Origin of the sequence: Streptococcus sp. HMSC062H02 (assembly GCF_001813005.1) — a bacterium.
GTDB classification, from domain to species: Bacteria; Bacillota; Bacilli; order Lactobacillales; family Streptococcaceae; genus Streptococcus; species Streptococcus oralis_S.
The window spans coordinates 1-25,133 of the sequence record NZ_KV811110.1 but is presented as its reverse complement, the minus strand read 5'-3'; the positions used below and the strand labels follow the sequence as shown (position 1 = coordinate 25,133).

Annotated in this window: 27 protein-coding genes, 1 tRNA gene and 1 pseudogene; 7 read left to right on the top strand and 22 right to left on the bottom strand. The window is 40.6% G+C overall.

The window, feature by feature from the left end:
• Positions 1 to 398: 398 nt before the first annotated feature.
• The 13 genes and pseudogenes from ifs to HMPREF2885_RS03815 all read right to left on the bottom strand — a co-directional run.
• Positions 399 to 1,283: pseudogene (gene ifs, locus HMPREF2885_RS03875) on the bottom strand (NAD glycohydrolase toxin immunity factor); the annotation flags it as partial.
• On the bottom strand, positions 1,284 to 1,445 hold the full coding sequence (locus tag HMPREF2885_RS10140; RefSeq protein WP_001142078.1) for a hypothetical protein: 162 nt from the start codon (positions 1,443 to 1,445) through the stop codon (positions 1,284 to 1,286).
• An 88-nt stretch (positions 1,446 to 1,533) separates the two neighbouring features.
• A complete protein-coding gene (locus HMPREF2885_RS03870; RefSeq protein WP_225893252.1) occupies positions 1,534 to 2,247 on the bottom strand; it encodes a DUF6572 domain-containing protein in 714 nt (237 codons plus the stop codon).
• 886 nt (positions 2,248 to 3,133) lie between these two features.
• A complete protein-coding gene (locus HMPREF2885_RS03860; protein ID WP_000805398.1) occupies positions 3,134 to 3,556 on the bottom strand; it encodes a hypothetical protein in 423 nt (140 codons plus the stop codon).
• Between the two features lie 11 nt (positions 3,557 to 3,567).
• Complete coding sequence (locus HMPREF2885_RS03855) at positions 3,568 to 3,990, bottom strand: hypothetical protein (protein WP_049490227.1); 423 nt, start codon at positions 3,988 to 3,990, stop codon at positions 3,568 to 3,570.
• Between the two features lie 69 nt (positions 3,991 to 4,059).
• On the bottom strand, positions 4,060 to 4,614 hold the full coding sequence (locus tag HMPREF2885_RS03850; RefSeq protein ID WP_049550022.1) for a hypothetical protein: 555 nt from the start codon (positions 4,612 to 4,614) through the stop codon (positions 4,060 to 4,062).
• Positions 4,615 to 4,634: 20 nt separating this feature from the next.
• Entirely contained in the window at positions 4,635 to 4,868 is a 234-nt protein-coding gene (locus tag HMPREF2885_RS03845) for an Imm74 family immunity protein (protein ID WP_000703149.1), read from the bottom strand.
• A gap of 198 nt (positions 4,869 to 5,066) precedes the next feature.
• A tRNA-Arg gene (locus HMPREF2885_RS03840) sits at positions 5,067 to 5,138 on the bottom strand.
• 42 nt (positions 5,139 to 5,180) lie between these two features.
• The gene (rplS, locus tag HMPREF2885_RS03835; RefSeq protein ID WP_001068669.1) at positions 5,181 to 5,528 is read right to left on the bottom strand and encodes a 50S ribosomal protein L19; all 348 of its coding nucleotides are present in this window, start codon (positions 5,526 to 5,528) and stop codon (positions 5,181 to 5,183) included.
• A 118-nt stretch (positions 5,529 to 5,646) separates the two neighbouring features.
• Positions 5,647 to 5,976 (bottom strand): fluoride efflux transporter CrcB, encoded by a 330-nt coding sequence (gene crcB, locus HMPREF2885_RS03830; RefSeq protein WP_000260097.1) that lies wholly within the window; start codon positions 5,974 to 5,976, stop codon positions 5,647 to 5,649.
• Positions 5,970 to 6,344 carry a fluoride efflux transporter CrcB gene (gene crcB, locus HMPREF2885_RS03825; RefSeq protein WP_000712108.1) on the bottom strand — a complete coding sequence of 125 codons (375 nt, stop codon included), beginning with the start codon at positions 6,342 to 6,344 and terminating at the stop codon, positions 5,970 to 5,972. The genes crcB (HMPREF2885_RS03830) and crcB (HMPREF2885_RS03825) overlap by 7 nt, the downstream gene beginning before the upstream one ends.
• Positions 6,341 to 6,607 (bottom strand): chorismate mutase, encoded by a 267-nt coding sequence (locus tag HMPREF2885_RS03820; protein ID WP_000362439.1) that lies wholly within the window; start codon positions 6,605 to 6,607, stop codon positions 6,341 to 6,343. Before HMPREF2885_RS03820 ends, crcB (HMPREF2885_RS03825) begins: the two co-directional genes overlap by 4 nt.
• A gap of 117 nt (positions 6,608 to 6,724) precedes the next feature.
• Positions 6,725 to 7,168, bottom strand: coding sequence for a flavodoxin (locus tag HMPREF2885_RS03815; RefSeq protein ID WP_001162123.1), 444 nt, complete (start codon positions 7,166 to 7,168; stop codon positions 6,725 to 6,727).
• 103 nt (positions 7,169 to 7,271) lie between these two features.
• On the opposite strand from HMPREF2885_RS03815, the gene HMPREF2885_RS03810 reads away from it, so the two are divergent.
• From HMPREF2885_RS03810 to HMPREF2885_RS03800, 3 genes are all read left to right on the top strand, one after another.
• Positions 7,272 to 8,216 (top strand): DHH family phosphoesterase, encoded by a 945-nt coding sequence (locus tag HMPREF2885_RS03810; protein ID WP_049490233.1) that lies wholly within the window; start codon positions 7,272 to 7,274, stop codon positions 8,214 to 8,216.
• A gap of 107 nt (positions 8,217 to 8,323) precedes the next feature.
• Positions 8,324 to 9,187 (top strand): lantibiotic ABC transporter permease, encoded by an 864-nt coding sequence (locus HMPREF2885_RS03805; RefSeq protein WP_049550417.1) that lies wholly within the window; start codon positions 8,324 to 8,326, stop codon positions 9,185 to 9,187.
• 163 nt (positions 9,188 to 9,350) lie between these two features.
• Positions 9,351 to 9,593: a type B 50S ribosomal protein L31 gene (locus tag HMPREF2885_RS03800; protein WP_000710762.1), complete on the top strand. Its 243-nt coding sequence runs from the start codon at positions 9,351 to 9,353 to the stop codon at positions 9,591 to 9,593.
• Between the two features lie 117 nt (positions 9,594 to 9,710).
• Here HMPREF2885_RS03800 and HMPREF2885_RS03795 read toward each other — a convergent pair whose 3' ends face one another.
• The 7 genes from HMPREF2885_RS03795 to HMPREF2885_RS03765 form a co-directional block, all read right to left on the bottom strand.
• A complete protein-coding gene (locus HMPREF2885_RS03795) occupies positions 9,711 to 11,045 on the bottom strand; it encodes an Nramp family divalent metal transporter (RefSeq protein ID WP_049501345.1) in 1,335 nt (444 codons plus the stop codon).
• Positions 11,046 to 11,265: 220 nt separating this feature from the next.
• Positions 11,266 to 14,442, bottom strand: coding sequence for a carbamoyl-phosphate synthase large subunit (carB, locus tag HMPREF2885_RS03790; RefSeq protein WP_070657163.1), 3,177 nt, complete (start codon positions 14,440 to 14,442; stop codon positions 11,266 to 11,268).
• A 311-nt stretch (positions 14,443 to 14,753) separates the two neighbouring features.
• Positions 14,754 to 15,833 (bottom strand): carbamoyl phosphate synthase small subunit, encoded by a 1,080-nt coding sequence (locus HMPREF2885_RS03785; protein ID WP_000166847.1) that lies wholly within the window; start codon positions 15,831 to 15,833, stop codon positions 14,754 to 14,756.
• A gap of 49 nt (positions 15,834 to 15,882) precedes the next feature.
• Positions 15,883 to 16,806, bottom strand: coding sequence for an aspartate carbamoyltransferase catalytic subunit (locus tag HMPREF2885_RS03780; protein ID WP_049501343.1), 924 nt, complete (start codon positions 16,804 to 16,806; stop codon positions 15,883 to 15,885).
• Positions 16,807 to 16,824: 18 nt separating this feature from the next.
• Complete coding sequence (gene pyrR / locus HMPREF2885_RS03775; protein ID WP_049485335.1) at positions 16,825 to 17,346, bottom strand: bifunctional pyr operon transcriptional regulator/uracil phosphoribosyltransferase PyrR; 522 nt, start codon at positions 17,344 to 17,346, stop codon at positions 16,825 to 16,827.
• Positions 17,347 to 17,556: 210 nt separating this feature from the next.
• Positions 17,557 to 18,186 (bottom strand): endonuclease III, encoded by a 630-nt coding sequence (gene nth / locus HMPREF2885_RS03770; protein ID WP_000244437.1) that lies wholly within the window; start codon positions 18,184 to 18,186, stop codon positions 17,557 to 17,559.
• On the bottom strand, positions 18,187 to 18,729 hold the full coding sequence (locus tag HMPREF2885_RS03765; protein WP_049501342.1) for a YceD family protein: 543 nt from the start codon (positions 18,727 to 18,729) through the stop codon (positions 18,187 to 18,189).
• Between the two features lie 168 nt (positions 18,730 to 18,897).
• Between HMPREF2885_RS03765 and HMPREF2885_RS03760 the strand changes: the two genes are divergently transcribed.
• Both HMPREF2885_RS03760 and HMPREF2885_RS03755 read left to right on the top strand, forming a co-directional pair.
• Complete coding sequence (locus tag HMPREF2885_RS03760) at positions 18,898 to 19,227, top strand: hypothetical protein (RefSeq protein WP_049501341.1); 330 nt, start codon at positions 18,898 to 18,900, stop codon at positions 19,225 to 19,227.
• 333 nt (positions 19,228 to 19,560) lie between these two features.
• The gene (locus HMPREF2885_RS03755; protein ID WP_070657160.1) at positions 19,561 to 21,120 is read left to right on the top strand and encodes an ATP-binding cassette domain-containing protein; all 1,560 of its coding nucleotides are present in this window, start codon (positions 19,561 to 19,563) and stop codon (positions 21,118 to 21,120) included.
• A gap of 44 nt (positions 21,121 to 21,164) precedes the next feature.
• Here HMPREF2885_RS03755 and htpX read toward each other — a convergent pair whose 3' ends face one another.
• Both htpX and HMPREF2885_RS03745 read right to left on the bottom strand, forming a co-directional pair.
• Complete coding sequence (gene htpX, locus HMPREF2885_RS03750; RefSeq protein WP_049550416.1) at positions 21,165 to 22,064, bottom strand: zinc metalloprotease HtpX; 900 nt, start codon at positions 22,062 to 22,064, stop codon at positions 21,165 to 21,167.
• 1 nt (position 22,065) lies between these two features.
• A complete protein-coding gene (locus tag HMPREF2885_RS03745) occupies positions 22,066 to 22,626 on the bottom strand; it encodes a LemA family protein (protein WP_049479068.1) in 561 nt (186 codons plus the stop codon).
• Positions 22,627 to 22,719: 93 nt separating this feature from the next.
• On the opposite strand from HMPREF2885_RS03745, the gene rsmG reads away from it, so the two are divergent.
• Both rsmG and HMPREF2885_RS03735 read left to right on the top strand, forming a co-directional pair.
• Positions 22,720 to 23,433 carry a 16S rRNA (guanine(527)-N(7))-methyltransferase RsmG gene (rsmG, locus tag HMPREF2885_RS03740; RefSeq protein ID WP_070657157.1) on the top strand — a complete coding sequence of 238 codons (714 nt, stop codon included), beginning with the start codon at positions 22,720 to 22,722 and terminating at the stop codon, positions 23,431 to 23,433.
• Between the two features lie 372 nt (positions 23,434 to 23,805).
• Positions 23,806 to 25,089, top strand: a complete 1,284-nt coding sequence (locus HMPREF2885_RS03735; protein WP_000808282.1) for a uracil-xanthine permease family protein — start codon at positions 23,806 to 23,808, stop codon at positions 25,087 to 25,089.
• Positions 25,090 to 25,133: the final 44 nt, after the last annotated feature.

Sequence of the window (25,133 nt, the reverse complement as noted above, 5' to 3'; positions counted from 1 at the left end):
AAAGAGAAGAATAAGGCTACAACTGTTCCTATACACGCCAAAGTTCTTTTACTCGATTCTGACGAAGGAACTTTGACGCCACTTGTACTCAGTTTCTTCCATTCAGGATGTTCCTCTTCTATCTCTTTTTTTTGTTCCCATAGCGGAACTAGCAGAAAATGATTAAAAGGCACAACTGTTGCCATAGCTGTTGCTGCAAGTGGGATAAATCTAGAAAGATTAAAAATGAGTACTATGCTTAGTATTGCAAATATAGTAAATAGAAATATCACTAATCCTAAGCGAATTTTATATTCTTTTTTAATCTGGAGATATCGCTCTTGAGATACCTTTTCTTGATCATGATTTGAATGACTTACATTTACTGATAAGTTCTTCTTCTCTGGTAAAGTGTCATCCTCAGGCAATTCTACCTTCAAACTCATATCTGTGGGTTGCAATACTTTCTGAACAGCTGCGAGGAAGGCTAGACCGTTGTCTGATGGAGAATACTGGAATGTGATATGGATGATTTTTTTGTCAAACTTATCACCGTATCGTTCTACATACTGCTTGCTTTCGAGGAAGTAGATATAGTTATTGAGTTTTTCTTGAAGCTTCAACAAGTGTTCTTCTTCCAGAGATTCTATCCATTTGTTTTCATCAATCAACAACAACTCTAGATGGTCATCTGAAACACCCATCGCATCTATACTCGTAACGTCTAGTTCAATTTTCTCAACTGTTTTAATGGTTTCTACTACCTTAGGTGGATTGTAGTATTTTTCCTTGAATTCCTTAAGAATCTTCTCTACCTTTTCTTCATCACACTGTCTGTATAACGGACTACGGTCTAATACATTACATAGTCTTTCATAGGTATAAGTACGTTTCTGTTCATCTGATAATTTTGAAATACTTTCTATAATATTTCTTACCAACTCATCTGTTTCAATAACAAAGGGAAGGCTTGTATATCTTCTTAAACGACTGCCTTGCATAGAAATATAATCAGTTACCTTATCTAATTTGACTAGGTCAACCGATAAGCTAAAATCTTTTAAGATTTCAAAGGTTCTTCTCACTATATCCCTATCACCTTCTGCATACAGAGGGAATAAGCAATATTCCATTAATACTCCAATATCTGTACTATCAAGTTCATAAGAGTCCCTTTGCCATATACGATATTTTGGATTTGTGCCTAAAAAAGCTTCTTCCTCTTTCCCTTCTTCCATCACATTACGATAAAAATTAATAAAAGATTGATAATCTTTAGGCTCTGGTAATTCATATATTTTCATTTAGTTACTCCATTGATTAATTCTAAAAATCCCCTCAACTTGCTCAGTTTCATTAGTGCCAGGCTTATAGACACGTGGATTTTTGATTTCATAATAGCCTTGACGTTCAATCGCAGATAGAAAATCATCGTAAGAATGCCCCGTTGTGTCAATCGTTGGCATAAGTAGTTCGCTATTTAGAAATGCTAAATAATCTTTTTATAAATATAGTCTCATTATACCACAAAAAGAGAGCGTTTCCGCTCCCTCTTTACTCCGGCAATTCCACCTTCAAACTCATATCTGTGGGTTGTAACACCTTCTGAACCGCCGCAAGAAAGGCCAATCCGTTATCAGATGGAGAGTACTGGAATGTGATATGGATGACTTTTTTGTCAAACTTATCACCATATCGCTCTACATACTGCTTGCTTTCGAGGAAGTAGATATAATTGTTAATTTTTTCCTGCAGAATTTCAAGATGAACTGTTTCTATCTCTTCCTGCCAGCCGACTGAATCCACCAGAAGAACCTCTAAATGATTATCAACTGTACCAATAGCATCAAGTTCAGTTGGCTTGAGTTCTGAAGAGATGGCTTTTTTTACAAGAGCTTTAAACTCTTCAACATCAAACAACTCACGTTGATCTTCTATATTTGATAGCATAGTTTCAGGATGATTACGTATGTAGTTTCTATCAATATCATCTTGCTTACTTAAGGGCCAGCGCCCTGTTTCAGCATAAATCATGACTTCATATGCTCCCCTAGAAGATTCAAATGCTTTAACCATCAGTTCCTTATTGATAGGATAGCAAACTTCTGGACCCATGGCTCCTCCAATTTCTTTAAAGAAGCCAATTTCGTAATAACCATTTGTCTCATATACAACAAATCCATCGCCTTTATGTACAATCGTATCTGAATGATTATAATCCTCTAACTCTTCTTTCTCTGGCCAACGATGATGTTCACAATAAAACATTACCTCTAAAGAGTCTTTTTCTGATTTTGAAACACGTTCTGCTAATTCCTGGCTAATGGGAAAATTAAGCATTTCTTTCCCTCTACTCCACAGAATCTGATAATCATTATTGTTTTTTAATACCGTACAATTTTTGTATTGCAATATTTCTGTTGTCATATAAATCAACTTTCTTTACTTTTTTAATTCTTCTTTATCATAGGCAAAAAAGATCTAGTTGGTGCGTACATTTCTTATCAAGCTACCCATTACCCTCTTTCACCTATGCAAATTATTTGCTATACACAAATAGAGAATAAACAAAAGTATCGAGTGGAAAAATAATGGCAAAAAACTAGGATATAACAGGAAGACGACTAAAGATACTAACAAACTAATAACGCTACCACGAATTACGGAAGAAACAACAGCTCCACTTTTCTTTACTACCTCTAAGAATTCTAAGTACTCCAAATCTGTAAATAGAGCAGGATACAAATCCAAATCTTTCTTAAAATAGATATCCAGCAATTTCCCGAAAAGCAAGGAAATACAAGAGAATAAAATCAAATAAAGGTACTTGTGAGCAGGTATACTGAAGATTGTCAAAACATTCAGAAATCTGATAAAATGAAGAACGAACAACACCAGGGAAAGTATAACGTACTGTTGACTCTTAGAAATTCTTTCTGAAATTGAAAAATACAATTTCTTTGCCTTTAAGTCATAATAGACTAATTTGTTCTTAAATTCTCCTAGATGAACTAGTTCTTTATAATGTTTTCTCTTTTCTATCATTTCCACTCCCTTTCTAACCATAATCAAATGATATAAGCTTTTTCATAGCTTCAGTGAACTGGATTAGAGCTCTCTAATATCTGGAATTCAGTTTCATTATATATCTCTTTTACTTGAGTGGCGATACATAATCATCTGGAACTTTGCCCATTGATTCTATCCATTGTTGTTCGGCTTGGGGAATAAGCATTTCAAGTTCTTTATCACTAAAAAGCAACTGATTTTTACGGTTGGAAATCAGCACAATTGGCTTTTTTCTAGCTCTATCTTTTCTAATTTCGTTCTTTTCTTCTTCTGTCGGTGGCCAATAATCGTGCTTAACTTTGCAAGATATTTCAAGTAGAGTCCGTTTTCCACTCTCTAGTAAGATAAATAATTCTTGTGGTAATTCATAGACAACTAACCAAGAAACTACGGTTCCCTCTTCTAAAACTAAATAATACTTGTCCTCATCTTTCCAGATATGCTGACCGTAACCTTTTACTTCTTCATACTGGATAACATCTTCCCATTGTAGTCTTGTTGGTTTCATTTATACATTCCTTACTTAAGTGGTGATACATAATCATCTGGAAGTTTGCCTCTCCAGTCAATCCACATTTGCTCAGCAATTGGAATTAATCTTTCAAGCTCTTCCTGAGTAAATAACTCTCTAGTTTCAGGTAAATCAATTAATGATGTGGGACTCTCTTCTATGAATCGTTTCTCACTAGCTTTCTTTTCTTCTTCCGTCGGTGGCCAACAATCGTTTTGAACCTTCCAAGATATTTCAAGTAGAGTCCGCTCTCCACTATCTAGTAAGGTAAATAATTCTTGTGGTAATTCATAGACAACTAACCAAGAAGCTACGGTTCCCTCTTCTGAAACTAAATAATACTTGTTATCATTTCTCCAGATGGATTTTCCATAACCTTTTACTTCTTCAAACTGGATAACATCTTCCCATTGTAGTTTTGTTGGTTTCATTTGTATTCTCCTAGTGCAATTATCTCTCAGCATAAAATATCATAAAAATCCGTCTTCTATTTCTCTTCCTTAATAGGCGATGCCATCTTTTATCCATTTTCTAGTTTCTAAATCCACATTAAAATAGAAATCACTTCGACCAGAACTATCAAAACAATCTTCTTTAAGAGCTTCACATACAATTCTCAGTTTCTTCTTACTTATCTCAGAAATGTATAGCATTGTATACCCTGCAGGAGATTCAATTTGGTCGATTCTCTCACCTTCTAAATTATAAACCTCTAGTTCTGATGGAAGGTCAAAATCGCTGGATGAGCGAAATATACTGAAGATACGCTGATATTTAGGACTAAATCGAAGATGATGTAAATGATGAAAACCAATCTGATGTTTGCCATTATGATTCCAATCTAGGGTTCCTTCTAGTAGATTTTGTTTCCCTAACAGTTTTCCTTCTAAACTAAAGTAGAAAATGATTTTGCTTACAAAGTTTTCTCCACTATAAACCATCACCATGTTCTCATCTTTATGATATTCCGCATGAATGATATCTGGTAGTTCTATCTTTATTACACAACCATCCCATTCCCATGTAAGCATCTGTTCACTGTAATCGATTTTCATCATTCTTCTCCTACTCTAACTCAGATAAATTCGATCTGAATTGATTGCTCCGTCATCCTGGAGTTCACTTCCTCGACAAGTTTATCTATCTCGTTCTGTGTGATAAGAATGTGATTGTAAGTTGGTTCCCAATTCTGTATGCTTGACCTATATACAATAAAGCTACCATCAGTCAACAACTCTCCCTCTGCTTTTAGAACATAGCCATTTTCATAGTCAAAAGTAACGTTACCACTTGTCCCAGAAATTTTCATTCCATTTCCTTCTTTACTCAAACATCATTATTTTTCTCAGAAAACTAAATCCTAATACTCATAATAAGGAGAGAAATTCCCCTTCAAATAAGCACTGATACTTTCTCCTATTATACCACACCATGGATATCATATTAAATGTTTAAAGTTTGGTCAAAGAAAAAACACTGGTTATCCAGTGTTTTGTTTCTAGTTTACTGCCCCCTGCAGGAATCGAACCTGCAACTACTCCTTAGGAGGGAGTTGTTATATCCATTGAACTAAGGGAGCTAGAGAAAAACCCTGCTGGGTGAGCAGAGTTTTTTAGTCGAATTAACGACGGATTTCTTTGATACGAGCTGCTTTACCTTGAAGAGCACGCAAGTAGTACAATTTCGCACGACGTACTTTACCGTAACGAACAACTTCAATCTTTTCAACACGTGGAGTGTGGATTGGGAAGATACGCTCAACACCTACACCGTTAGAGATTTTGCGAACTGTGTAGTTTTCTGAGATGCCAGCACCTTTACGTGCAATAACAACACCTTCAAAAATCTGGATACGTTCACGGTTTCCTTCGACAACTTTCGCGTGTACACGAACAGTGTCACCAGGACGGAATGATGGGATATCTGTACGAAGTTGACCTTCAGTCAAGCTTTGGATTAATGGATTCATTTTTTTCTCCTATCTTTGTCAATCTTGAGGAACCTTCCTCAGCGGATAAACTGTATTTTTGTATGTCCATTACACACAAGATACAGTTTACCAAATTTCCACCTAAAAGTAAAGAAATTTATAGCAGAATTCCTAAAAAAATCGCTACTAAACCTCCTAAGTAAGTTAAGAGAAAATAGCTGTAAAACACCTTCTTGTCACTAAGCAGTCTCTGTAGCTCTTCATTCAAAGTTGAAAAAGTCGTCAAACCTCCACAAAATCCTGTAGCTAGGATGGTATAGACTTCCTTGGACTCCACATGGTTGTAGCATAATCCAATCAAAAAGCAACCTAGAAGATTGGCTATGAGTGTTCCTAGTGGTAGTCCTGACCCATGATTATAACGGGAAAAGAAATAACGGACAAGGGCACCCAGTCCACAAGCAAGCGCTAGATAAAATACTACCATTTCTTCCTCCCTAGACAATAAGCAAATAAAAGCCCTCCGCCAATACTCAATACTAGGTAGATTACCAAGCTCAAATAACGCCCGGTATCAAGCAGTTTTACTGCATCAAGCATTAGGCTAGAAAAAGTTGTCAAGCCACCACAAAATCCCGTCCCCAGCGCCAAAACCAAGCCTTTGCTGGTTCCCTTATAGGCCAGATAGCCTTTTACCAGATAGACCAAGCAGAATATTCCCAGATAGTTGACGAGAAGGGTCCCCCAAGGAAAGTCTGGGCTAGCTGGTAACCAAGTGGAAATGAGATAGCGGGCAAGGCCTCCCACCATTGCAGCTAGAAAAATCCCTAGCGGATAAAATTGTTCTTTTTTCATTTAATGTTTTGATCCTGATAATCACGCGAACGTTTGAGTATGTCTGAAAAAGTTGCAACAATGGTCTCCTGATAGCGCTTATCTTCTACTCGATTTTTGACTTTCTCAAAAATAACTTCTTCTCTCTTAGTATCTAAAATAGGTTTTCCTGAGGCTTTCTTATAGGCAACTACTCCCTCAACCAAATGCATTCGTTCTTCTAGGAGCTTAACGATTTGGTCGTCGATTTGATCAATTTCTTGCCGAATAATATCTAAATCCATGGCATCTCCTCCTTTATTTGAATTATTGTATCAAAAAGCTACCAAATAGGCTAGTAAAATCCCAAAATAATTAATAAAAAAACGCACTGACTTCTTCCAGTCAGCGCAGTTTGATTCTTATCCTACTTTTGCAGCCAATTCTTCTGCGAATTGTTCCAAACGTTCGATGTCTTCTTCTTCGGCAGAGAGGTCCACTTTAACACACGCTGAACCTTTTTCTGCTCCTGTCGCGACAAATACACGATCAAAGTCATCAACAGCTTTACAGAATTCGTCGTAGAAGGTATCTCCTGAACCGACCACTCCATAGATTTTGCCATTCAAGTTGAGATCTGCTAGGTCTTCGTAGAAGTCCATCATCTCATCTGGCAATTCTCCGTCTCCATAAGTATAAGTCGCAACGATTGCGATGTCTGCCTCCAAGAAGTCTGAAGCGTCAACAGTCGTACATTCATCCACATCGACATCCAAGCCCAAGTCACGCAATTTGTCTGCTACAATATCTGCAATTTCTTCGGTATTACCGGTCATACTGGCAAATACAATTTTTGCTAATGCCATATCGTCCTCCTCAATTTATCTTTCTCCATTATATCATATCTTTTTCATTTTAAAAATAAAAATTCTTGTGCTACAATGAAATGAGAAAGAATTGAGGTTATTTATGGAAATTTGCCAGCAAATTTTAGAGAAAATCAAAGAATACGATACCATTATCATTCATCGTCATATGAAACCAGATCCAGATGCCTTAGGGAGTCAGGTAGGTTTAAAAGCTCTTCTCACACACCATTTTCCAGAAAAGACCATCAAAGCAGTCGGTTATAACGAACCAACTCTAACCTGGATGGCGGAAATGGATACTGTCCAAGACAATGACTACCAAGGAGCTCTTGCTATTATTTGTGATACAGCGAATCGTCCTCGTATCGATGATAAACGCTACGAACAAGCTAATTTCACCATCAAAATCGATCACCATCCAAATGATGACATCTATGGTGACCTATCTTGGGTGGATACAAGTTCAAGCAGCGCCAGTGAGATGATTGCATTATTTGCTCAAGAAAATCAGCTAACTTTGTCTAGTGAAGCGGCACGACTTCTCTATGCAGGAATTGTCGGGGACACAGGGCGTTTTCTCTACCCTTCAACTAGTGCCCGTACCTTTAGAATAGCTGGCCAGCTCCGAGAAATTGATTTTGACTTTGCTGGACTGTCTCGTCAAATGGATACCATGAGCTTCAAGATTGCAAAATTGCAAGGGTATGTTTATGATCACTTAGAAGTTGATGAGAATGGGGCTGCACGCGTTCTGCTTACTCAAGACATCTTGGAAAAATATAAGGTTACGGATGCTGAAACAGCAGCGATTGTTGGGGCACCTGGTCGAATTGATACTGTTAAGGCTTGGGCTATCTTTGTTGAACAAGCTGATGGCCACTTCCGTGTGCGAATGCGCAGTAAAATCACCCCTATCAATGAGATAGCCAAACGACATGACGGGGGAGGGCATCCATTAGCCAGTGGCGCCAATTCCTATAGTCTAGAAGAAAACGAACAAATATATAAAGAACTGAAAGAGGCTCTACAGATTCACCAAGGCTAAGAAAGAATTTTCTTGGCCTTTTATATGCTAGATTCTTAAAATATACGGTTTCTTTGTACCTCAGTTTATGGTATAATAAATCAAACTGAATAAAAGGAGACTTAATAATGGAAAAAAATCGTTTGTATATTCTCATTTCTGCTGGAGTAGCCATTCTTGGTTCACTCTTGCCATGGGCTAGTTTAAATGCAGGTTCTTTTGGGTCCTATAGCGTGAATGGTTACCAAGGTGATGGTTGGTTTGTCATTATCGCGGCTATTGTGTCTATTGTTCTTGCATGCTTGAATAATATGAATAAAGCAATGTCTAAAGGGTTCTCAATTGGTGTCATTGTTGCGGGTGCAATTGCAACTCTCGTCACACTAAATAGTCTCTTTAATGTAAATAAGTACATGTCTAACTTTGGTGGATATGGCATTTCAATCGGCTTTGGTTTGATTTTGGCTATTCTTGCTAGCATTGCACTTGTTGTAACTGGTCTCTTGGCAATGTCAGGTGGTAAAATTACAAAAGAGTCATTTACTGAATTAGCTGAGTCTGGTAAAGATTTTGCTCAAACTGTCGGACGTGTAACAAGCTCTACCGTTAAAACTGCAGTCGAAGAAATCAAAAAAGAATCTCAAGAACGTAAAAAAGAAGAAACTACTGCTGAGAAAACAGAGACTGCTAAAGAGGAAACCGAGCAAACAGAAGAAGCTAAGGAACCAGCTAATGTGGAGGCTGAATCAGTAGCAGAAAACGCAGAACCAGTAAAAGAAGAAACTACTGAATCTGAAACAAAAACAGAAGCTGAGCCAGTAGCCGAACCAACAGAAACAGAGGCTGAAGCTGAAACTGTAACAGAATCAACGGAAACAGAACCTACTGAAACTGAAAAAGAGGCTAAATCAGCAGAAGAAAACGCAGAACCAGTAAAAGAAACAGAAGTAAAAAATCAACAAGAAGAAAAAGCTCCAAATCAAGAGAATTAATCATTCTTCTACCCTCACTCCAGTAAACACTGGAGTGATTTTTTATCAAGATTTTTAATAAAATCAGGGAAAAGACTTGCCAAACTTATCAGAATCTGATAGACTAGTATGGTAACAATCTATGGCTCGCAAAGAGACCATGGCAGAAAGGAAATATTGCAAAATGAAAAAAGATATCCATCCAGAATATCGCCCAGTTGTCTTCATGGACACAACTACTGGTTACAAATTCCTTAGCGGTTCAACAAAACGCTCTAACGAAACTGTTGAGTTCGAAGGCGAAACTTACCCATTGATCCGTGTGGAAATTTCATCAGACTCACACCCATTCTACACTGGACGTCAAAAGTTCACTCAAGCAGATGGACGCGTGGATCGTTTCAACAAAAAATACGGTCTCAAATAATGATAAAAAAGAACAGTTACCACTGTTCTTTTTTTGTACTTCTTTTTATGAACCAATCACTACTACTTTCTATGTTGTCAACCTTCACGCTGACACTATAATTGATTTCAAACGAGTTTAAAAAATATCGAAAAGAAGCTTGATATTGAGAATGGTCAAGATGATTGAAACTGCGTAACCTAGGATGGTGTTCCACTTGGCATTGGTGAATTCTCCCATCAGTGACTTCTTAGAGGTCAGATAGATTAAAGGGAAGATTGAAAACGGAAGAGCGATTGACAGAAAGACCTGTGAATAGACCAATAACTGATCCAAGGTTTTTTCTTGATGTCCAAACAAAACGGCGACTATAATCACAGGTAGCAATGCAAAAATACGGGTACCGATACGGATCATCCACTGAGGCAATTTCAGATGCAAGAAGCCTTCCATGACAATCTGTCCTGTTAAGGTACCTGTAATGGTCGAATTTTGTCCACTTGCTAAGAGAGCTAGGGCAAATAAAGTTGACAGAGTTGAGCTAGCTATAGCTCCTGCTATTGTCGAATCCTGTAAAGCATTGTACATTTGGGAGAAAGCTGAAATTTCAGATGCATGACCAAAAAAGAGAGAGGCCCCTAAAATGAGCAGTAAGGAATTGACAATAAAGGCGAGGGACAACTGAAGATTTGAATCCCAGGTCATAAAACGAACGGCTTTTCGAACATCCTTCTTATCTTTGTGATTGATTTTCCTTGTTTGGGATAGGGATGAATGAAGATAGAGATTATGGGGCATGACTGTCGCTCCCACAATTCCTAGAGCCAAAGTCAATTGGCTTTCATGACCTGGTAATGGTGTTTCAAATAATGTTGGAGTCGGTAAATAACCACCCAAAATACCCTGAATACTTGGATTGGATAAAGCCACCAGATAGGTAAAGATGGCTAATATGGTTAAAATAAGGGTCGTAACAATGGCTTCAATTTTTTTGAAGCCAAATTTCATCAACAACAACAAAAGAAATACGTCTAAAACGGTTAAGAGGATAGCGACCATAATTGGTATTTTAAATAAAAGATTTAAGGCAATCGCTGAGCCTAGAACCTCAGCTAAGTCGGTCGCCATTAAAGCTAATTCTAAAATCACCCATAAACTATAACGAAGCCACTTGGGAGCATGATGTGCAGTTGCCTGTGCTAGGTCCATCTTAGTTACGATACCGAGCTTTCCAGCCATCTGTTGTAGTTGCATGGCAATGATGGATGAAATCAAAATAACAAATAAGAGACTATATTTGTAGGAAGCACCACCAACCACACTGGTGATCCAGTTTCCTGGATCCATGTAGCCAACTGCCACAAGAGCTCCAGGTCCTAAGAATGCTTTTAGATTTTGCCAAAAATGATTGTTATTTGGAGTCTCAATAGATTGATTGATCTCAGAAAGAGAGACTTTTTTATAAGAGGACATAGGGATTTTACACTTTCTAATCTGTCTTTACATATTTCTTAATAGAATATTTTTTGAAAGAATGATGAAAATAGTTTACCTATTTCCAATTCACGCTTATTATATCACATTTTAGAATGATTACAAATAAAAAAAATGATAGTTGAAAGAAGCAATATCAGTATTGCAAAAGCCAGCGTTTTCTGACGCTGGCTTTAAAACTGTAAAAATTCTTTCTCAACTAGATCGCTTCTGTGACAAAACTACGACTTTCTAGCACCTTAAGCATGGCATTTGCTGTGTCTAGTGCTGTAAAGAGTGGCACACCATGTTCAATGGCTGAACGGCGGATTTGCTCACCATCTTCGTCAGCAGTTCGCTTGGTTCCGACAGTATTGATGATCGCTTGGATTTTTCCTTTACGAACAAAGCTTGGGATATCCTTCTCATCATCACCAATCTTACCAACAGGCTGGGCATGCAATCCATGGCTAGCAAAGAAGGCTGCAGTTCCTTCTGTCGCGAGGATACCGTAACCGATATTTTGGAAACGGCGAGCCAAGTCCAAGGCTTCTTCTTTGGTATCATCTGCAATGGTGAAGACTACATTTCCGAAAGTTGGCAAATGGAGGTAAGAAGCTTCAAAGGCTTTATAGAGAGCTTTTTCTAGAGTAGCATCAGAACCCATGACTTCCCCTGTTGACTTCATTTCAGGACCAAGTAAGCTATCTACCTTAGCTAACTTGGTGAAGGAGAAGACTGGAGCCTTGATATGAACGCGAGTACTTTCAGGGTAAAGTCCATCTTGGTAACCAAGTTCTGATAAACTTTGACCAAGAATGAGCTTAGTTGCTACCTGAGCCATAGGGATATTGGTTACTTTTGAAAGGAATGGAACTGTACGGCTGGCACGTGGATTAACCTCAATAACGTAGACTTTTTCATCCTTGATAACAAACTGGATGTTCATCATACCAAGACAGTTAAGACCAATTGCTAGGCGTTTGGTGTAGTCTGCAATGGTTTCCTGAACCTTTTGCGACAAGGTTTGTGGAGGATAAACGGCCATTGAGTCACCTGAGTGGACACCGGCACGTTCGATATGCTCCATGATACCAGGAATGAGGACATTTTCCCCGTCTGAGATGGCATCGACTTCACACTCTTGCCCAACGATGTAAGAATCGACAAGGACTGGATGGTCTGGACTGGCCTTAACAGCGGTACGCATGTAAGAACGAAGGTCTTCTTCGTTTTCGACGATTTCCATAGCACGTCCACCCAAGACATAAGATGGACGAACGAGGACTGGGAAGCCAATCTTGCGAGCAGCAAGCACCGCTTCTTCTTCATTAGTTGCTGTTTGTCCTGGTGGCTGTGGAATATCCAAGTCTTTGAGGGCTTGCTCGAAGAGGTCGCGGTCTTCGGCACGATCCAAGTCAGCTACTTGGGTACCAAGAATGGTCACACCTGCTTTTGCCAAAGGCTCTGCAAGGTTGATAGCTGTTTGACCACCAAACTGAACAATAACGCCTTTTGGTTGCTCCAAATCAATGACATTCATCACATCTTCGAATGTCAATGGTTCAAAGTAAAGTTTGTCTGATACCGAGAAGTCGGTAGAAACGGTCTCTGGATTTGAGTTCATGATGATCGCTTCATAACCAGCAGCCTGAATCGCCTTAACAGAGTGAACGGTTGCGTAGTCAAACTCAACCCCTTGTCCGATACGGATTGGACCTGAACCTAGGACAAGTACAGATTCCTTGTCAGACTTGATAGACTCATTTTCCCAACCATAGGTTGAATAGAAATATGGTGTTTCAGAGTCGAATTCTGCCGCACAGGTATCGACCATCTTGTAAACTGGGACAATCTTGTTTTCCAAGCGAAGTTGACGAACTTGCTCAGCTGTCGTTTTCCAGAGTTCCGCAATCTTACGGTCTGAGAAACCATTAAGTTTAGCAGTTTTCAAGACTTCTAGATCTTGTGGATGGGCACCTAATTCTTGCTCAATTTCAAAGATGTGCAAGAGTTTATCAAGATAAAAGATATCAATTTTCGTAAGCTCAGCGATTTCTTCTGGTGTGTAACCACGGCGAATAGCTTCTGATACGTAGAAGAGACGGTCATCTTGGGCCTTGACAACCTTTTCAATCAAGGCATCATCAGAAACGGTTGCCAGTTCAGGCATTTCATTGTGGTGAACCCCAATTTCAAGTGAACGACAGGCTTTTAGAAGAGATTCCTCGATGTTACGACCAATGGCCATGACTTCCCCAGTCGCTTTCATCTGAGTTCCGAGACGGCGTTCACCTTTTTCAAACTTGTCAAATGGGAAACGAGGAATCTTAGCAACAACATAGTCAAGCGCTGGTTCAAACATAGCATAGGTTGATCCTGTAACTGGGTTAATAACCTCATCCAAGGTCAATCCTACTGCAATCTTAGCAGCCAATTTAGCGATTGGATAACCCGTCGCCTTAGAAGCAAGGGCGGATGAACGAGATACACGAGGGTTTACTTCGATGACATAATACTTAAAGCTATGAGGATCAAGTGCCAACTGAACGTTACATCCACCTTCAATCTTGAGAGCGCGGATAATGCTCAAGCTCGCGTCACGAAGCATTTGGTTTTCATAGTCTGACATGGTTTGTGCTGGGGCAAATACGATGGAGTCTCCTGTGTGAATCCCAACTGGGTCAAAGTTTTCCATGTTACAAACAACAAGGGCATTATCAGCTGAGTCTCGCATCACTTCGTACTCGATTTCCTTGAAACCTGCGATTGAACGTTCAATCAAACATTGGGTAACAGGTGACAGTTTCAACCCATTTTCAGCGATTTCACGCAATTCTTCCTCGTTGGCACACATACCACCACCAGTACCACCAAGGGTAAAGGCTGGACGAACGATAACAGGGTAGCCGATTGATGCCGCAAAGGCAACAGCTGCTTCTACTGTGTTGACAATTCCAGAATCTGAAATTGGCTGCTCAAGCTCTTCCATCAATTGTTTAAAGAGGTCACGGTCCTCTGCTTGGTCGATGGCAGACAATTTAGTACCTAAAAGCTCTACCCCAAGCTCATCTAGAATGCCATTTTTAGACAATTCCATGGCCATATTGAGCCCTGTCTGACCTCCAAGAGTTGGAAGCAAAGCATCTGGACGTTCCTTACGGAGAATACGTGTCACAAACTCAAGTGTAATCGGTTCGATGTAGACCTTATCCGCAATCTCCTTGTCCGTCATGATGGTGGCAGGGTTTGAGTTCACCAAGACAACCTCATAACCTTCCTCTTTCAAAGACAAGCAGGCCTGGGTCCCCGCGTAGTCAAACTCAGCAGCCTGACCAATAATAATCGGACCAGAACCAATCACCATAATTTTTTGAATATCAGTACGTTTAGGCATAGTTTATGATACAAAGCCCGTAAAGAACACAGTGAAAATAGGAAACTCGGTGCAGACGCCTTTAGCGTCAAGACGATGTTTATCTTTTTCACACAGTTCTTAGGGCGTGTTCACTTCCGCGAACAATGTATCTTCTCCTTTCTATTCGTCGCCTCACAGAGCGACATTAAATAAGATACAAAGGACGAATAGAAAGCGATTAAATTTTAGGAAATCAAGGAAGGATTGACAATCCAAGTTGGTTTCTCTAAATTCCGAGCTTTCCGTCCGTGTTCAGTTACATAAATTCTCCGACGAGCTTTTACTCGTTTTTAGTTTGCTTGTTTAAAAGCTTCCATCATCTCGATAAATTCATCAAATAGGTAGCTTGCGTCGTGTGGACCAGGAGCTGCGTCTGGGTGGAATTGTACAGAAAAACCTGGTTGGTATCTGTGGCGAACTCCTTCAACTGACTTGTCATTGATTTCTTCGTGGGTAATGATCAAATGCTCTGGCAAGTCCTCACGGCTAACTGCATAACCGTGGTTTTGGCTGGTAAAGTCTACGCGTCCTGTTGCAATTTCACGTACCGCGTGGTTAAATCCACGGTGACCAAATTTCATCTTGTAGGTCTTCGCCCCGTTTGCCATGGCAAAAAGTTGGTGTCCCATACAAATACCGAAAATTGGAATTTTCCCTTGCACACCACGAATCATGTCCAGTGCTTCTGGAACGTCTTCTGGGTTACCTGGACCATTTGACAACATAACTCCATCAGGATTTAGGTGGAGAATTTCTTCTGCCGTTGTTGAATACGGAACGACGGTCACGTTACAGTTACGCTTAGAAAGTTCACGTAAGATTGAGTGCTTGAGACCAAAGTCTACTAAGACCACGCTCAAACCAACTCCAGGAGCTGGATAGGAAGTTTTAGTGGAAACCTGTTTGATATTGTCTGTCGGCAAGACTGTTGCTTGGAGCTGGTCCGTCACATGGTCCATACTGTCTCCAACATGGGTCAAGGTTGCACGCATCGTACCATGCTTACGGATAATCTTAGTAAGGGCACGCGTATCAATCCCTGAGATACCTGGAATTTTCTTGGCTTTCAAGAATTCGTCCAAGGTCATTTGGTTGCGCCAGTTGCTAGCTCGACGCGCCTCTTCGAAAACGACAACTCCTTTACAAGTTGGAATGATGGATTCGTAATCATCACGGTTAATTCCATAATTTCCCACCAAAGGATAGGTAAAGGTCAAGATTTGTCCATTATAAGACTGGTCTGTAATGGATTCTTGGTAGCCGGTCATCCCTGTGTTAAAGACGATTTCGCCTGTTACATCAATATCTGCTCCGAAGGCCTTACCTTCAAAAACTGTGCCATCTTCTAATACTAGAAGTCTTTTTGTCATATTTTCACCTCTCGTGGACGCTCACTGGCGTCTTTTAACGTCTTGTGTTTTAGTTGGCGTTTCTACTCGCCAGTACGGATTCTAAGATTGCCATTCGAACAAAGACACCGTTGGTCATTTGTTGGACAATGCGTGATTTTGGTGCTTCAACCAAGTGGTCAGCAATTTCCACATCTCGATTCACTGGAGCAGGATGCATAATGATTGCTGTTTCTTTTAAGCGATTATAGCGTTCTTGGTTCAAGCCGTGTTGAGCATGGTAGTCTTCTTTTGAAAAAACGGCTCCACTTTCATGGCGTTCATGTTGAACTCGGAGTAACATCAAAACATCCACCTGATCAACAATCTCATCAATAGTTACAAACTGTCCATAGTCCGCAAACTCTTGACTTCTCCATTCCTCAGGTCCTGCAAAGTACAGTTCAGCTCCCAAGCGTTTCAAAATTTGCATATTGGATTTGGCAACGCGTGAGTGGTCCAAGTCGCCTGCAATAGCAACCTTGAGACCCTCAAAGTGGCCAAATTCCTCATAAATAGTCATCAAATCAAGCAAGCTCTGGCTAGGATGTTGACCTGAGCCATCCCCACCATTGATAATAGAAGTTGTAATCGTCGGACTCACAATCAACTCTCTGTAATAGTCTACCTCTGGGTGGCGAATCACACAGACATCCACTCCTAGAGCAGATAGGGTCAAGATGGTATCATACAATGTCTCACCCTTATTGACTGAGCTAGTCTTCACATCAAAGTCCAGTCGCTCCAATCCTAGCTTAATCTCTGCCACTTCAAAGGACTTATGTGTCCGTGTAGAATCTTCAAAGAAGAGATTAGACACGATAGGTTTGTTCTCGTAGGGAAGTTGGGCTCCATTTTTAAACTCGATTCCTCGTTTGATCAATTTCATCACTTGATCAACTGTAAGGTCTTCCATAGAAACCACATGGTTCAATGCTTGTTGGTTTTCTGACATGGCTACTCCTTCAGCTTTCTAAGCTTCTTCAGTAATCAGAACTCTGTCTTGGCCATCAAGTTCTGTCATCTCTACGATGATTTCTTCAGAACGACTGGTTGGGATATTTTTCCCAACGTAATCTGGACGGATAGGCAATTCTCTATGTCCACGGTCAACTAGCACCGCAAGACTCACGCGCGCAGGACGACCATGGCCAACAATATTATCGATCGCAGCACGGATAGTACGGCCTGTATAGAGCACATCATCCACCAAGATAACCTCACGGTCAGTCACATCAACAGAAATCAAAGAAGTATCTTCTCCGCTTTTAACATCATCACGGAAAGGCTTGGTGTCCAATTCCACAACAGGAACAGTGATGTTTTCCAACTGCTCCAAGCGTTCTTTGATACGATGAGCGATGAAAACACCACGCGTTTTTATCCCAGCTAGGATAATTTTATTCAAATCTTTATTGCGCTCAATAATCTCGTAAGTAATTCGCGTAATCGCGCGTTTGACGGTCAATTCGTCTACAACTTCTTTTGCCTTCATGACAAACCTCCAAAAAGAAAAGTCTCCTTCTACAAGGAGACTTGAAATGTATAGCCAAGCGAGCCCTACTGTAAACAGTATAGACTTCACCCTTCTACTTTATCGCGCTCCTTGCCTGCCTCACGGGACAGGTTTAAAGGACTATTTAGTTACCATTTACTATAGCACAAAGCACCCTTAAAATCAAGCAAAAACTTTTTCAGAGTCCCCTTAAACATTACTAAAATCATATAATTGGGGATAGTGGTCACATTCTGGATTTTTGGGATGGCAGATAGCTCGTCCAAAGTAAATCATGGCCTGGTGGGCTGCTAACCACTCTTCTGGTGGCAAGACATCCATAACACGTTTTTCTACTTCAAGTGGCGTAGCTGATTTTTTAACGATATCGTGATGCTTGCAGATACGCTCCACATGAGTATCCACTGCAAAAGCAGGAATCCCAAAGCCCACACTCATGACAACATTGGCTGTCTTACGACCAACACCAGCTAGACTTTCTAATTCCTCTCGAGTCTGAGGCACTTGACCATCAAAATCGTCTAGTAACTGTTGGGCACATTTTTTAAGGAATTTGGCCTTATTTCGATACAGTCCCAGGCGAGAAATGTGTGAAGCAATTTCACTCTCTGTCGCTACAGACATGGCTTGTGGTGTCGGAAAAGCAGCAAAGAGACCTGGCGTGGCCTTATTTACCGCTGCATCTGTGGTCTGAGCTGACAACATCACTGCAACCAAGAGTTCAAAATGATTGGTAAAATCAAGACTAGGCTTAGCATCTGGAAAGAGGGCAATAATTTCCTCTATGACATGACGGGCACGTTTCTTAGATAAAACCATCTACTCGTCTCCATCAAACAGTCCTTGCAAGCCAGCAAATGGACTGTTTTCTTCTTTCTTGACTGCTTGTTGGGCTTGGTATTCATCTTCAGTCATGATTTGCCAGTCATTTCCAGACACAAACCCTTGGCCCGCCTCTTCTTCTTCCGTCAAGACCTTGATTGGGATATTGAGCAGAATATTATCTGCTACGCTCTCAGCAAGGTCTATTTCCCCATTTTCAATAGGCAAGACCAAGTCATCATCAAGAACTTCCTGGTCCAGTTGGTTGGTCGCTACTTCCATGAAAACTTCTGTCACTGGATAAGACTCAGCCAACTCAACTGGCTCCATACTGCGGCTGGAAGCAAGAACAATGGTATAAGATAGCTGATAGTCTAAGAAATACAGACGGTCTTCATACTGTACCTTCCCCACTGCAAGGATATCTTTGACATCTAAAATCTCTTGGTTCCGTTTACGCAAGTCTGCTGCCAGGTCCAAAGCTTGTTCAAAATGCAGGCCTTCAGGTTGCTTACGAATTTCTTGAATGTTTAACTTCATATTTCCTCCATAAAGATGTACTCACTTGATTATACCATGAAAAGGCTATAAGTCAGCCTCCCAAACTTTGATATTAAAATCTCATTTTTTAACATATTTACTATGACAAACTTTCCTATTAGTGCTATACTATAGGCAAGAATACATCAGAGCAAGGAGGATGCTCATATGGAGGACAAAGCACTCATCACTGAAGCTTACCAACTCCTTTCCGAGTTAAATAAAAGCTACCAAAGCTGTAAACAAGGAACAGCTGATGATCTTCGACTGCAAGAGCTGCTGAACACCACTCTTAAGGAACTAAAAACAGCAGAAAAACTGGACAACAGTATCTTAATCGACCTTGAGAAATTTTACCAACGTACCAGTCTTCTTATTGGACTAGGGAGCCTAAAACTAAACGATCAAGCTCGTATTGCTTGGCGAAACTATGACAAGTTCCACTACGAACATGTCAAACACGTGCTAACTCTCTATGGGCCTGTTTTCGGTTTTTAGAGTTTGAAATTACTTGTTTTCTGTTGACAAAATTTCCTGAAAGGTATAGGATAGAGGTACTAATACTCGGAGGTAAGGGAGACATGAACAACTAAGTCTATCAAATAAAGAATCTTTATTTAGTAGATCTTGTTTTTGTCTCTTTATTGTGTGCTCTTTTTATACTAGATTTTCTAGTATCTTGTCCTCATTGAAAATCAAAAAACTAGAAAGCTATGCTCCTCTTGGGTTGGGGTAGGCAGCTCCAAGCTAGTTTGACGAGTTTTTCAACGAGGATAATAGAGTTTTGGACAGTGACTTTGGGCTCTACTAGATAAAGTAGAGCTTTTTGTTATGCACTATCGACATTCTAGAAAGGGCAACAATATGATAAAAATCAATCATCTAACTATCACGCAAAACAAAGATCTACGAGATCTTGTATCTGACCTAACCACGACTATCCAAGACGGAGAAAAGGTTGCTATTATTGGTGAAGAAGGAAATGGTAAATCGACTTTACTACGAGCTTTAATGGGAGAAGCATTACCTGATTTTACCATCAAGGGCGACATCCAGTCTGACCTTCAATCACTGGCCTACATTCCTCAAAAACTCCCCGAGTTCCTGAAAAATAGGACTCTACATGACTACTTCTTTTTGGATTCTGCTGATTTAGACTACAGCATTCTTTATCGTTTGGCGGAGGAATTGCACTTTGATAGCGACCGTTTTGCTAGCGACCAAGAGATTGGCAGTCTATCAGGGGGCGAAGCATTGAAAATTCAGCTCATCCACGAGTTAGCCAAACCTTTTGAGGTTCTGTTTTTAGATGAACCTTCAAATGACCTAGACCTTGAGACGGTTGATTGGCTAAAAAGACAGATTCAAAAGATTAGGCAAACTGTTATTTTCATTTCCCATGATGAAGACTTTCTTTCTCAAACGGCAGATACTATTGTCCACTTGCGACTGGTCAAGCATCGGAAAGAAGCAGAAACACTAGTCGAGCATTTAGACTATGATCGCTATAGTGAGCAGAGAAAGGCTAATTTTGCCAGACAAAGTCAGCAAGCTGCTAACGACCAGAGAGCCTATGACAAAACCATGGAAAAACATCGCCGCGTTAAGCAAAATGTAGAAACTGCACTTCGAGCAACCAAAGACAGTACTGCTGGTCGCCTATTGGCTAAAAAGATGAAAACTGTTCTCTCTCAAGAAAAACGCTTTGAAAAGGAAGCTCAGTCCATGACCCAAAAACCACTTGAAGAGGAACAAATCCAACTTTTCTTTTCAGACATCCAACCATTAGCATCTTCTAAAGTCTTAGTCCAACTGGAAAAAGAAAATTTGTCCATTGGCGAGCGTATTTTAGCTCAGGAGTTACAACTAACGGTCCGTGGCCAAGATAAAATCGGTATCATCGGGCCAAATGGTGTTGGGAAATCAACTCTGTTAGCCAAGTTGCGGCAACTACTAAGCGCCAAAAGAGAGATTTCACTTGGTTTTATGCCACAAGATTACCATAAAAAGCTGCAATTGGATCTATCTCCAGTAGCCTATCTCAGCCAAACTGGACAAAAAGAGGAACTACAGAAAATCCAATCTCACCTAGCCAGTCTCAATTTCAACTATCCAGAGATGCACCACCAAATCCGCTCGCTATCTGGCGGGCAACAAGGCAAGCTCCTACTTGTAGATTTAGTGTTGCGCAAACCAAACTTTCTCATTCTGGATGAGCCTACCCGAAATTTCTCACCAACTTCCCAACCCGAAATCAGAAAACTCTTTGCCTCCTATCCCGGCGGTCTGATCACTGTTTCGCATGACAGACGCTTCTTAAAAGAGGTCTGTACGAGTATCTATCGCTTGACAGAAAATGGTTTGGAAGTCGTCGCTTTACAAGATTTATAATTTTTGAACATAGCAAAAATCCAGAGACGATCTCTGGATTTTGTTTACATCTGTTTCAAACGTTCAATCCGTTCTGAGATAGGTGGATGGGTATAAAAGAGTTTTTGAAGTCCGCCACCTTTCTTAGGATTATTGATATAAAGAGCGCTACTGGCATCGTCAACATGGTGATGCATCGGCTCGCTATTTTCCAACTTACGCAAGGCATTGATCATCCCTTGAGGATTGCGAGTCAGCTCCACACTGGATGCATCCGCCAGAAATTCCCTCTGACGGGAAATGGCAAGTTGCACCAAGGTTGCTGCGAGAGGTGCTAGAACAATGGCTAATAGAGAGATGATAAGCATGATAATCTCCAAACCATTTCCATCGCGATCATTATCACTCCGTCTGCGACCTGCGCCACCCCACCACATCATCCGTCCTGCCATACTAGACAAAAGGGTAATGGCACTGGCAAGGGCAACAGCAATTGTCGAAATACGGATATCGTAGTTTCGGATATGACTGACCTCATGGCCCATAACAGCTTCCAGTTCCTCGCGATTCATGATAGCCAGAAGGCCCGAAGTGGCTGCGACAGCTGCATTCTGCGGGTTTGAACCTGTCGCAAAGGCATTTAAAGAAGAATCCTCAATGATGAAAACACGTGGCATGGGGATCTGAGCGACCATGGCCATATCTTCTACTACATGGTAGAGGTCTGGGGCTGTTTGCTCATCAACCTCACGCGCCCCATTCATAGACATGACAATCTCTGTCGATTGAAAGATCATGGTCAGAGCGTAGATAAGACCAATAATCAAGGCAATAATCATGCCACCAAGACCTGAGCGCATGAAGAGATAGCCAACCGCATAACCAACCAAGGTCAAGAGTAGGAAGAAAACCAGCAACAAAATCCAGGTTTTTCGTTTATTGCTCGCAATTTGATCAAACAACATCTTAGTCACCTAAACCACTAAAGTCAACTTTAGGAACTGCCTTTTCCTCTTCAGGTGTTTGAAGGAAGTCTGCAGCTTTAAAGCCAAATAGTCCTGCGATGATGTTACTTGGGAAACTTTCAAGTTTTACATTGTAGTTGCTGACAACACTGTTGTAGAGTTGACGAGAGTAAGAAATTTTATTTTCTGTATTGGTCAACTCTTCTTGCAATTTGATAAAGTTGGCACTAGCTTTCAAGTCTGGGTAATTCTCTGCTACTGCAAAGATACCAGAAATCTGGCGGGTAAGGGCATCACTAGCCTTCATAGCTTCTGCTGGTGAAGTTGCTGTGGCTACTTGTCTACGAAGTTCTGTCACTTTTTCCAAGGTAGAACCTTCATATTTCGCATAGCCTTTGACTGTTTCAATCAAGTTTGGGAGGAGATCATTACGACGCTTCAACTGAACATCTATCTGGCTCCAAGCCTCCTTGGTCTGCATACGATTTTTAACCAAACCGTTATAGCTAACAATCACAAAAATAACAATCAGAGCCAAAACTCCAAGAATAATCCAAGTCATAATCTTATTCCTTTCTGCTTTTAGATTACTACCAGTATATCAAAATTTTAACGAATATGGTAAAATAAGATGATACTAGAGAAGGAAACTACTATGAAACCAGAAACATTTTACAGCCTACTAGCTGAGCAAAATCTTCCACTTTCGGACCAGCAAAAGAACCAATTTGAACGGTATTTTGAACTCTTGGTCGAGTGGAATGAGAAGATTAACCTGACCGCTATTACAGATAAAGAGGAAGTTTATCTCAAACATTTTTACGATTCGATTGCACCTATTCTGCAAGGCTTGATTTCAAATGAAACTATCAAACTTCTTGATATCGGAGCGGGGGCAGGATTTCCTAGTCTACCCATGAAAATCCTCTATCCTCAGTTAGATGTAACCATCATTGATTCGCTAAATAAGCGCATCAACTTCCTTCAGCTTTTGGCTCAAGAGCTGGATTTGGAAGGTGTTCACTTCTACCATGGACGGGCAGAAGACTTTGCCCAAGACAAGAACTTCCGTGCCCAATTTGATGTGGTGACGGCTCGTGCGGTTGCCCGCATGCAGGTTTTGTCTGAACTGACCATTCCCTATCTTAAAGTCGGCGGAAAACTATTGGCACTCAAGGCCAGCAATGCTCCTGAGGAATTGCTAGAAGCCAAGAACGCTCTCAACCTCCTCTTCAGCAAGGTCGAAGACAATCTCAGCTACGCTCTACCAAATGGAGATCCGCGCTACATCACTGTGGTCAAAAAGAAAAAGGAGACGCCTAACAAGTACCCAAGAAAGGCTGGCATGCCCAATAAACGCCCGCTTTAAACAATGGTGCACCCTTGTTTAAAGTTCAGAAAACCATTTACAAAATCAACTTCGCTCTCACATTTCTAGGCTCGGGAAAAAAATGATTTACAAAATCATACCTCGCTCTCGTATTTCTAGGCTCGGGAAAAAATGATTTACAAAATCAAACCTCGCTCTCGCATTTCCGGGCTCGGGAAAAAATGATTTACAAAATCATTTTTTTCTGCTATACTATCACAAGCAAAGGTTTTTAATGTCATCCTGTGAGGTGACGAAGGCGCAGATTTATATAAATTTTTAAAAGATAGCTATTTTTTAAAAAGTCTTACTCTGAGGGCCTATTGCTGCAAAATAATGGGCTCTTTTTTGGTGCCCAAAAGTGAGGTTTTTATGAAACAGGAATCAACTGTTGACTTGTTACTAGACGTTGATCAACGTCCTTCTGCTGGTAAAGGTATTCTTCTAAGCTTCCAGCACGTATTTGCCATGTTTGGTGCAACCATTCTCGTTCCCTTAATTTTGGGAATGCCCGTATCGGTTGCTCTCTTTGCATCCGGTATTGGAACACTTATCTACATGATTTCTACTGGCTTTAAGGTTCCAGTTTATCTAGGTTCTTCATTCGCCTTTATCACGGCTATGTCTCTAGCCATGAAAGAAATGGGGGGCGATGTATCTGCTGCTCAAACGGGGGTAATCTTGACTGGTTTGGTCTATGTCCTTGTAGCAGCAAGTGTTCGTTTTGCAGGTACAAAATGGATTGATAAACTCTTGCCCCCAATCATTATCGGACCTATGATTATCGTTATCGGTCTTGGTCTTGCTGGTTCTGCTGTAACGAATGCTGGACTTGTAGCAGACGGAAACTGGAAAAACGCCCTTGTAGCCGTTGTTACATTCTTGATTGCCGCCTTTATCAATACAAAAGGAAAAGGTTTCCTCCGTATCATTCCTTTCCTCTTTGCCATCATCGGTGGGTACATCTTCGCTATGATGCTTGGTTTGGTTGACTTTACCCCAGTCCTTCAAGCAAACTGGTTTGAAATTCCTGGTTTCTACTTGCCATTTAGTACAGGTGGTGCCTTTAAAGAGTACAACTTGTACTTCGGTCCTGAAACAATCGCCATCTTGCCAATCGCTATTGTAACAATTTCAGAACACATCGGAGACCACACAGTTTTGAGCCAAATCTGTGGCCGTCAATTCCTGAAAGAACCAGGACTTCACCGTACGCTTCTCGGTGACGGTATTGCAACATCTGTATCTGCTTTCCTCGGTGGACCAGCCAATACGACTTACGGTGAAAATACAGGGGTTATCGGGATGACTCGTATCGCTTCTGTCTCAGTTATCCGTAACGCAGCCTTTATCGCCATTGCTCTTAGCTTCCTAGGTAAGTTCACTGCCTTGATTTCAACCATTCCAAATGCTGTGCTTGGTGGCATGTCCATCCTTCTCTACGGAGTTATCGCCAGCAATGGTTTGAAAGTTTTGATTAAAGAACGCGTTGACTTCAGTCAAATGCGTAACCTCATCATTGCTAGTGCCATGTTAGTACTTGGACTTGGGGGAGCCATCCTCAAACTTGGGCCAGTTACACTTTCAGGTACTGCTTTATCAGCCATGACAGGAATCATCTTGAACTTGATCTTGCCACACGAAAATAAAGACTAATCATCTATACAAATCATAACCACCCGTCTAACGGGTGGTTTGCA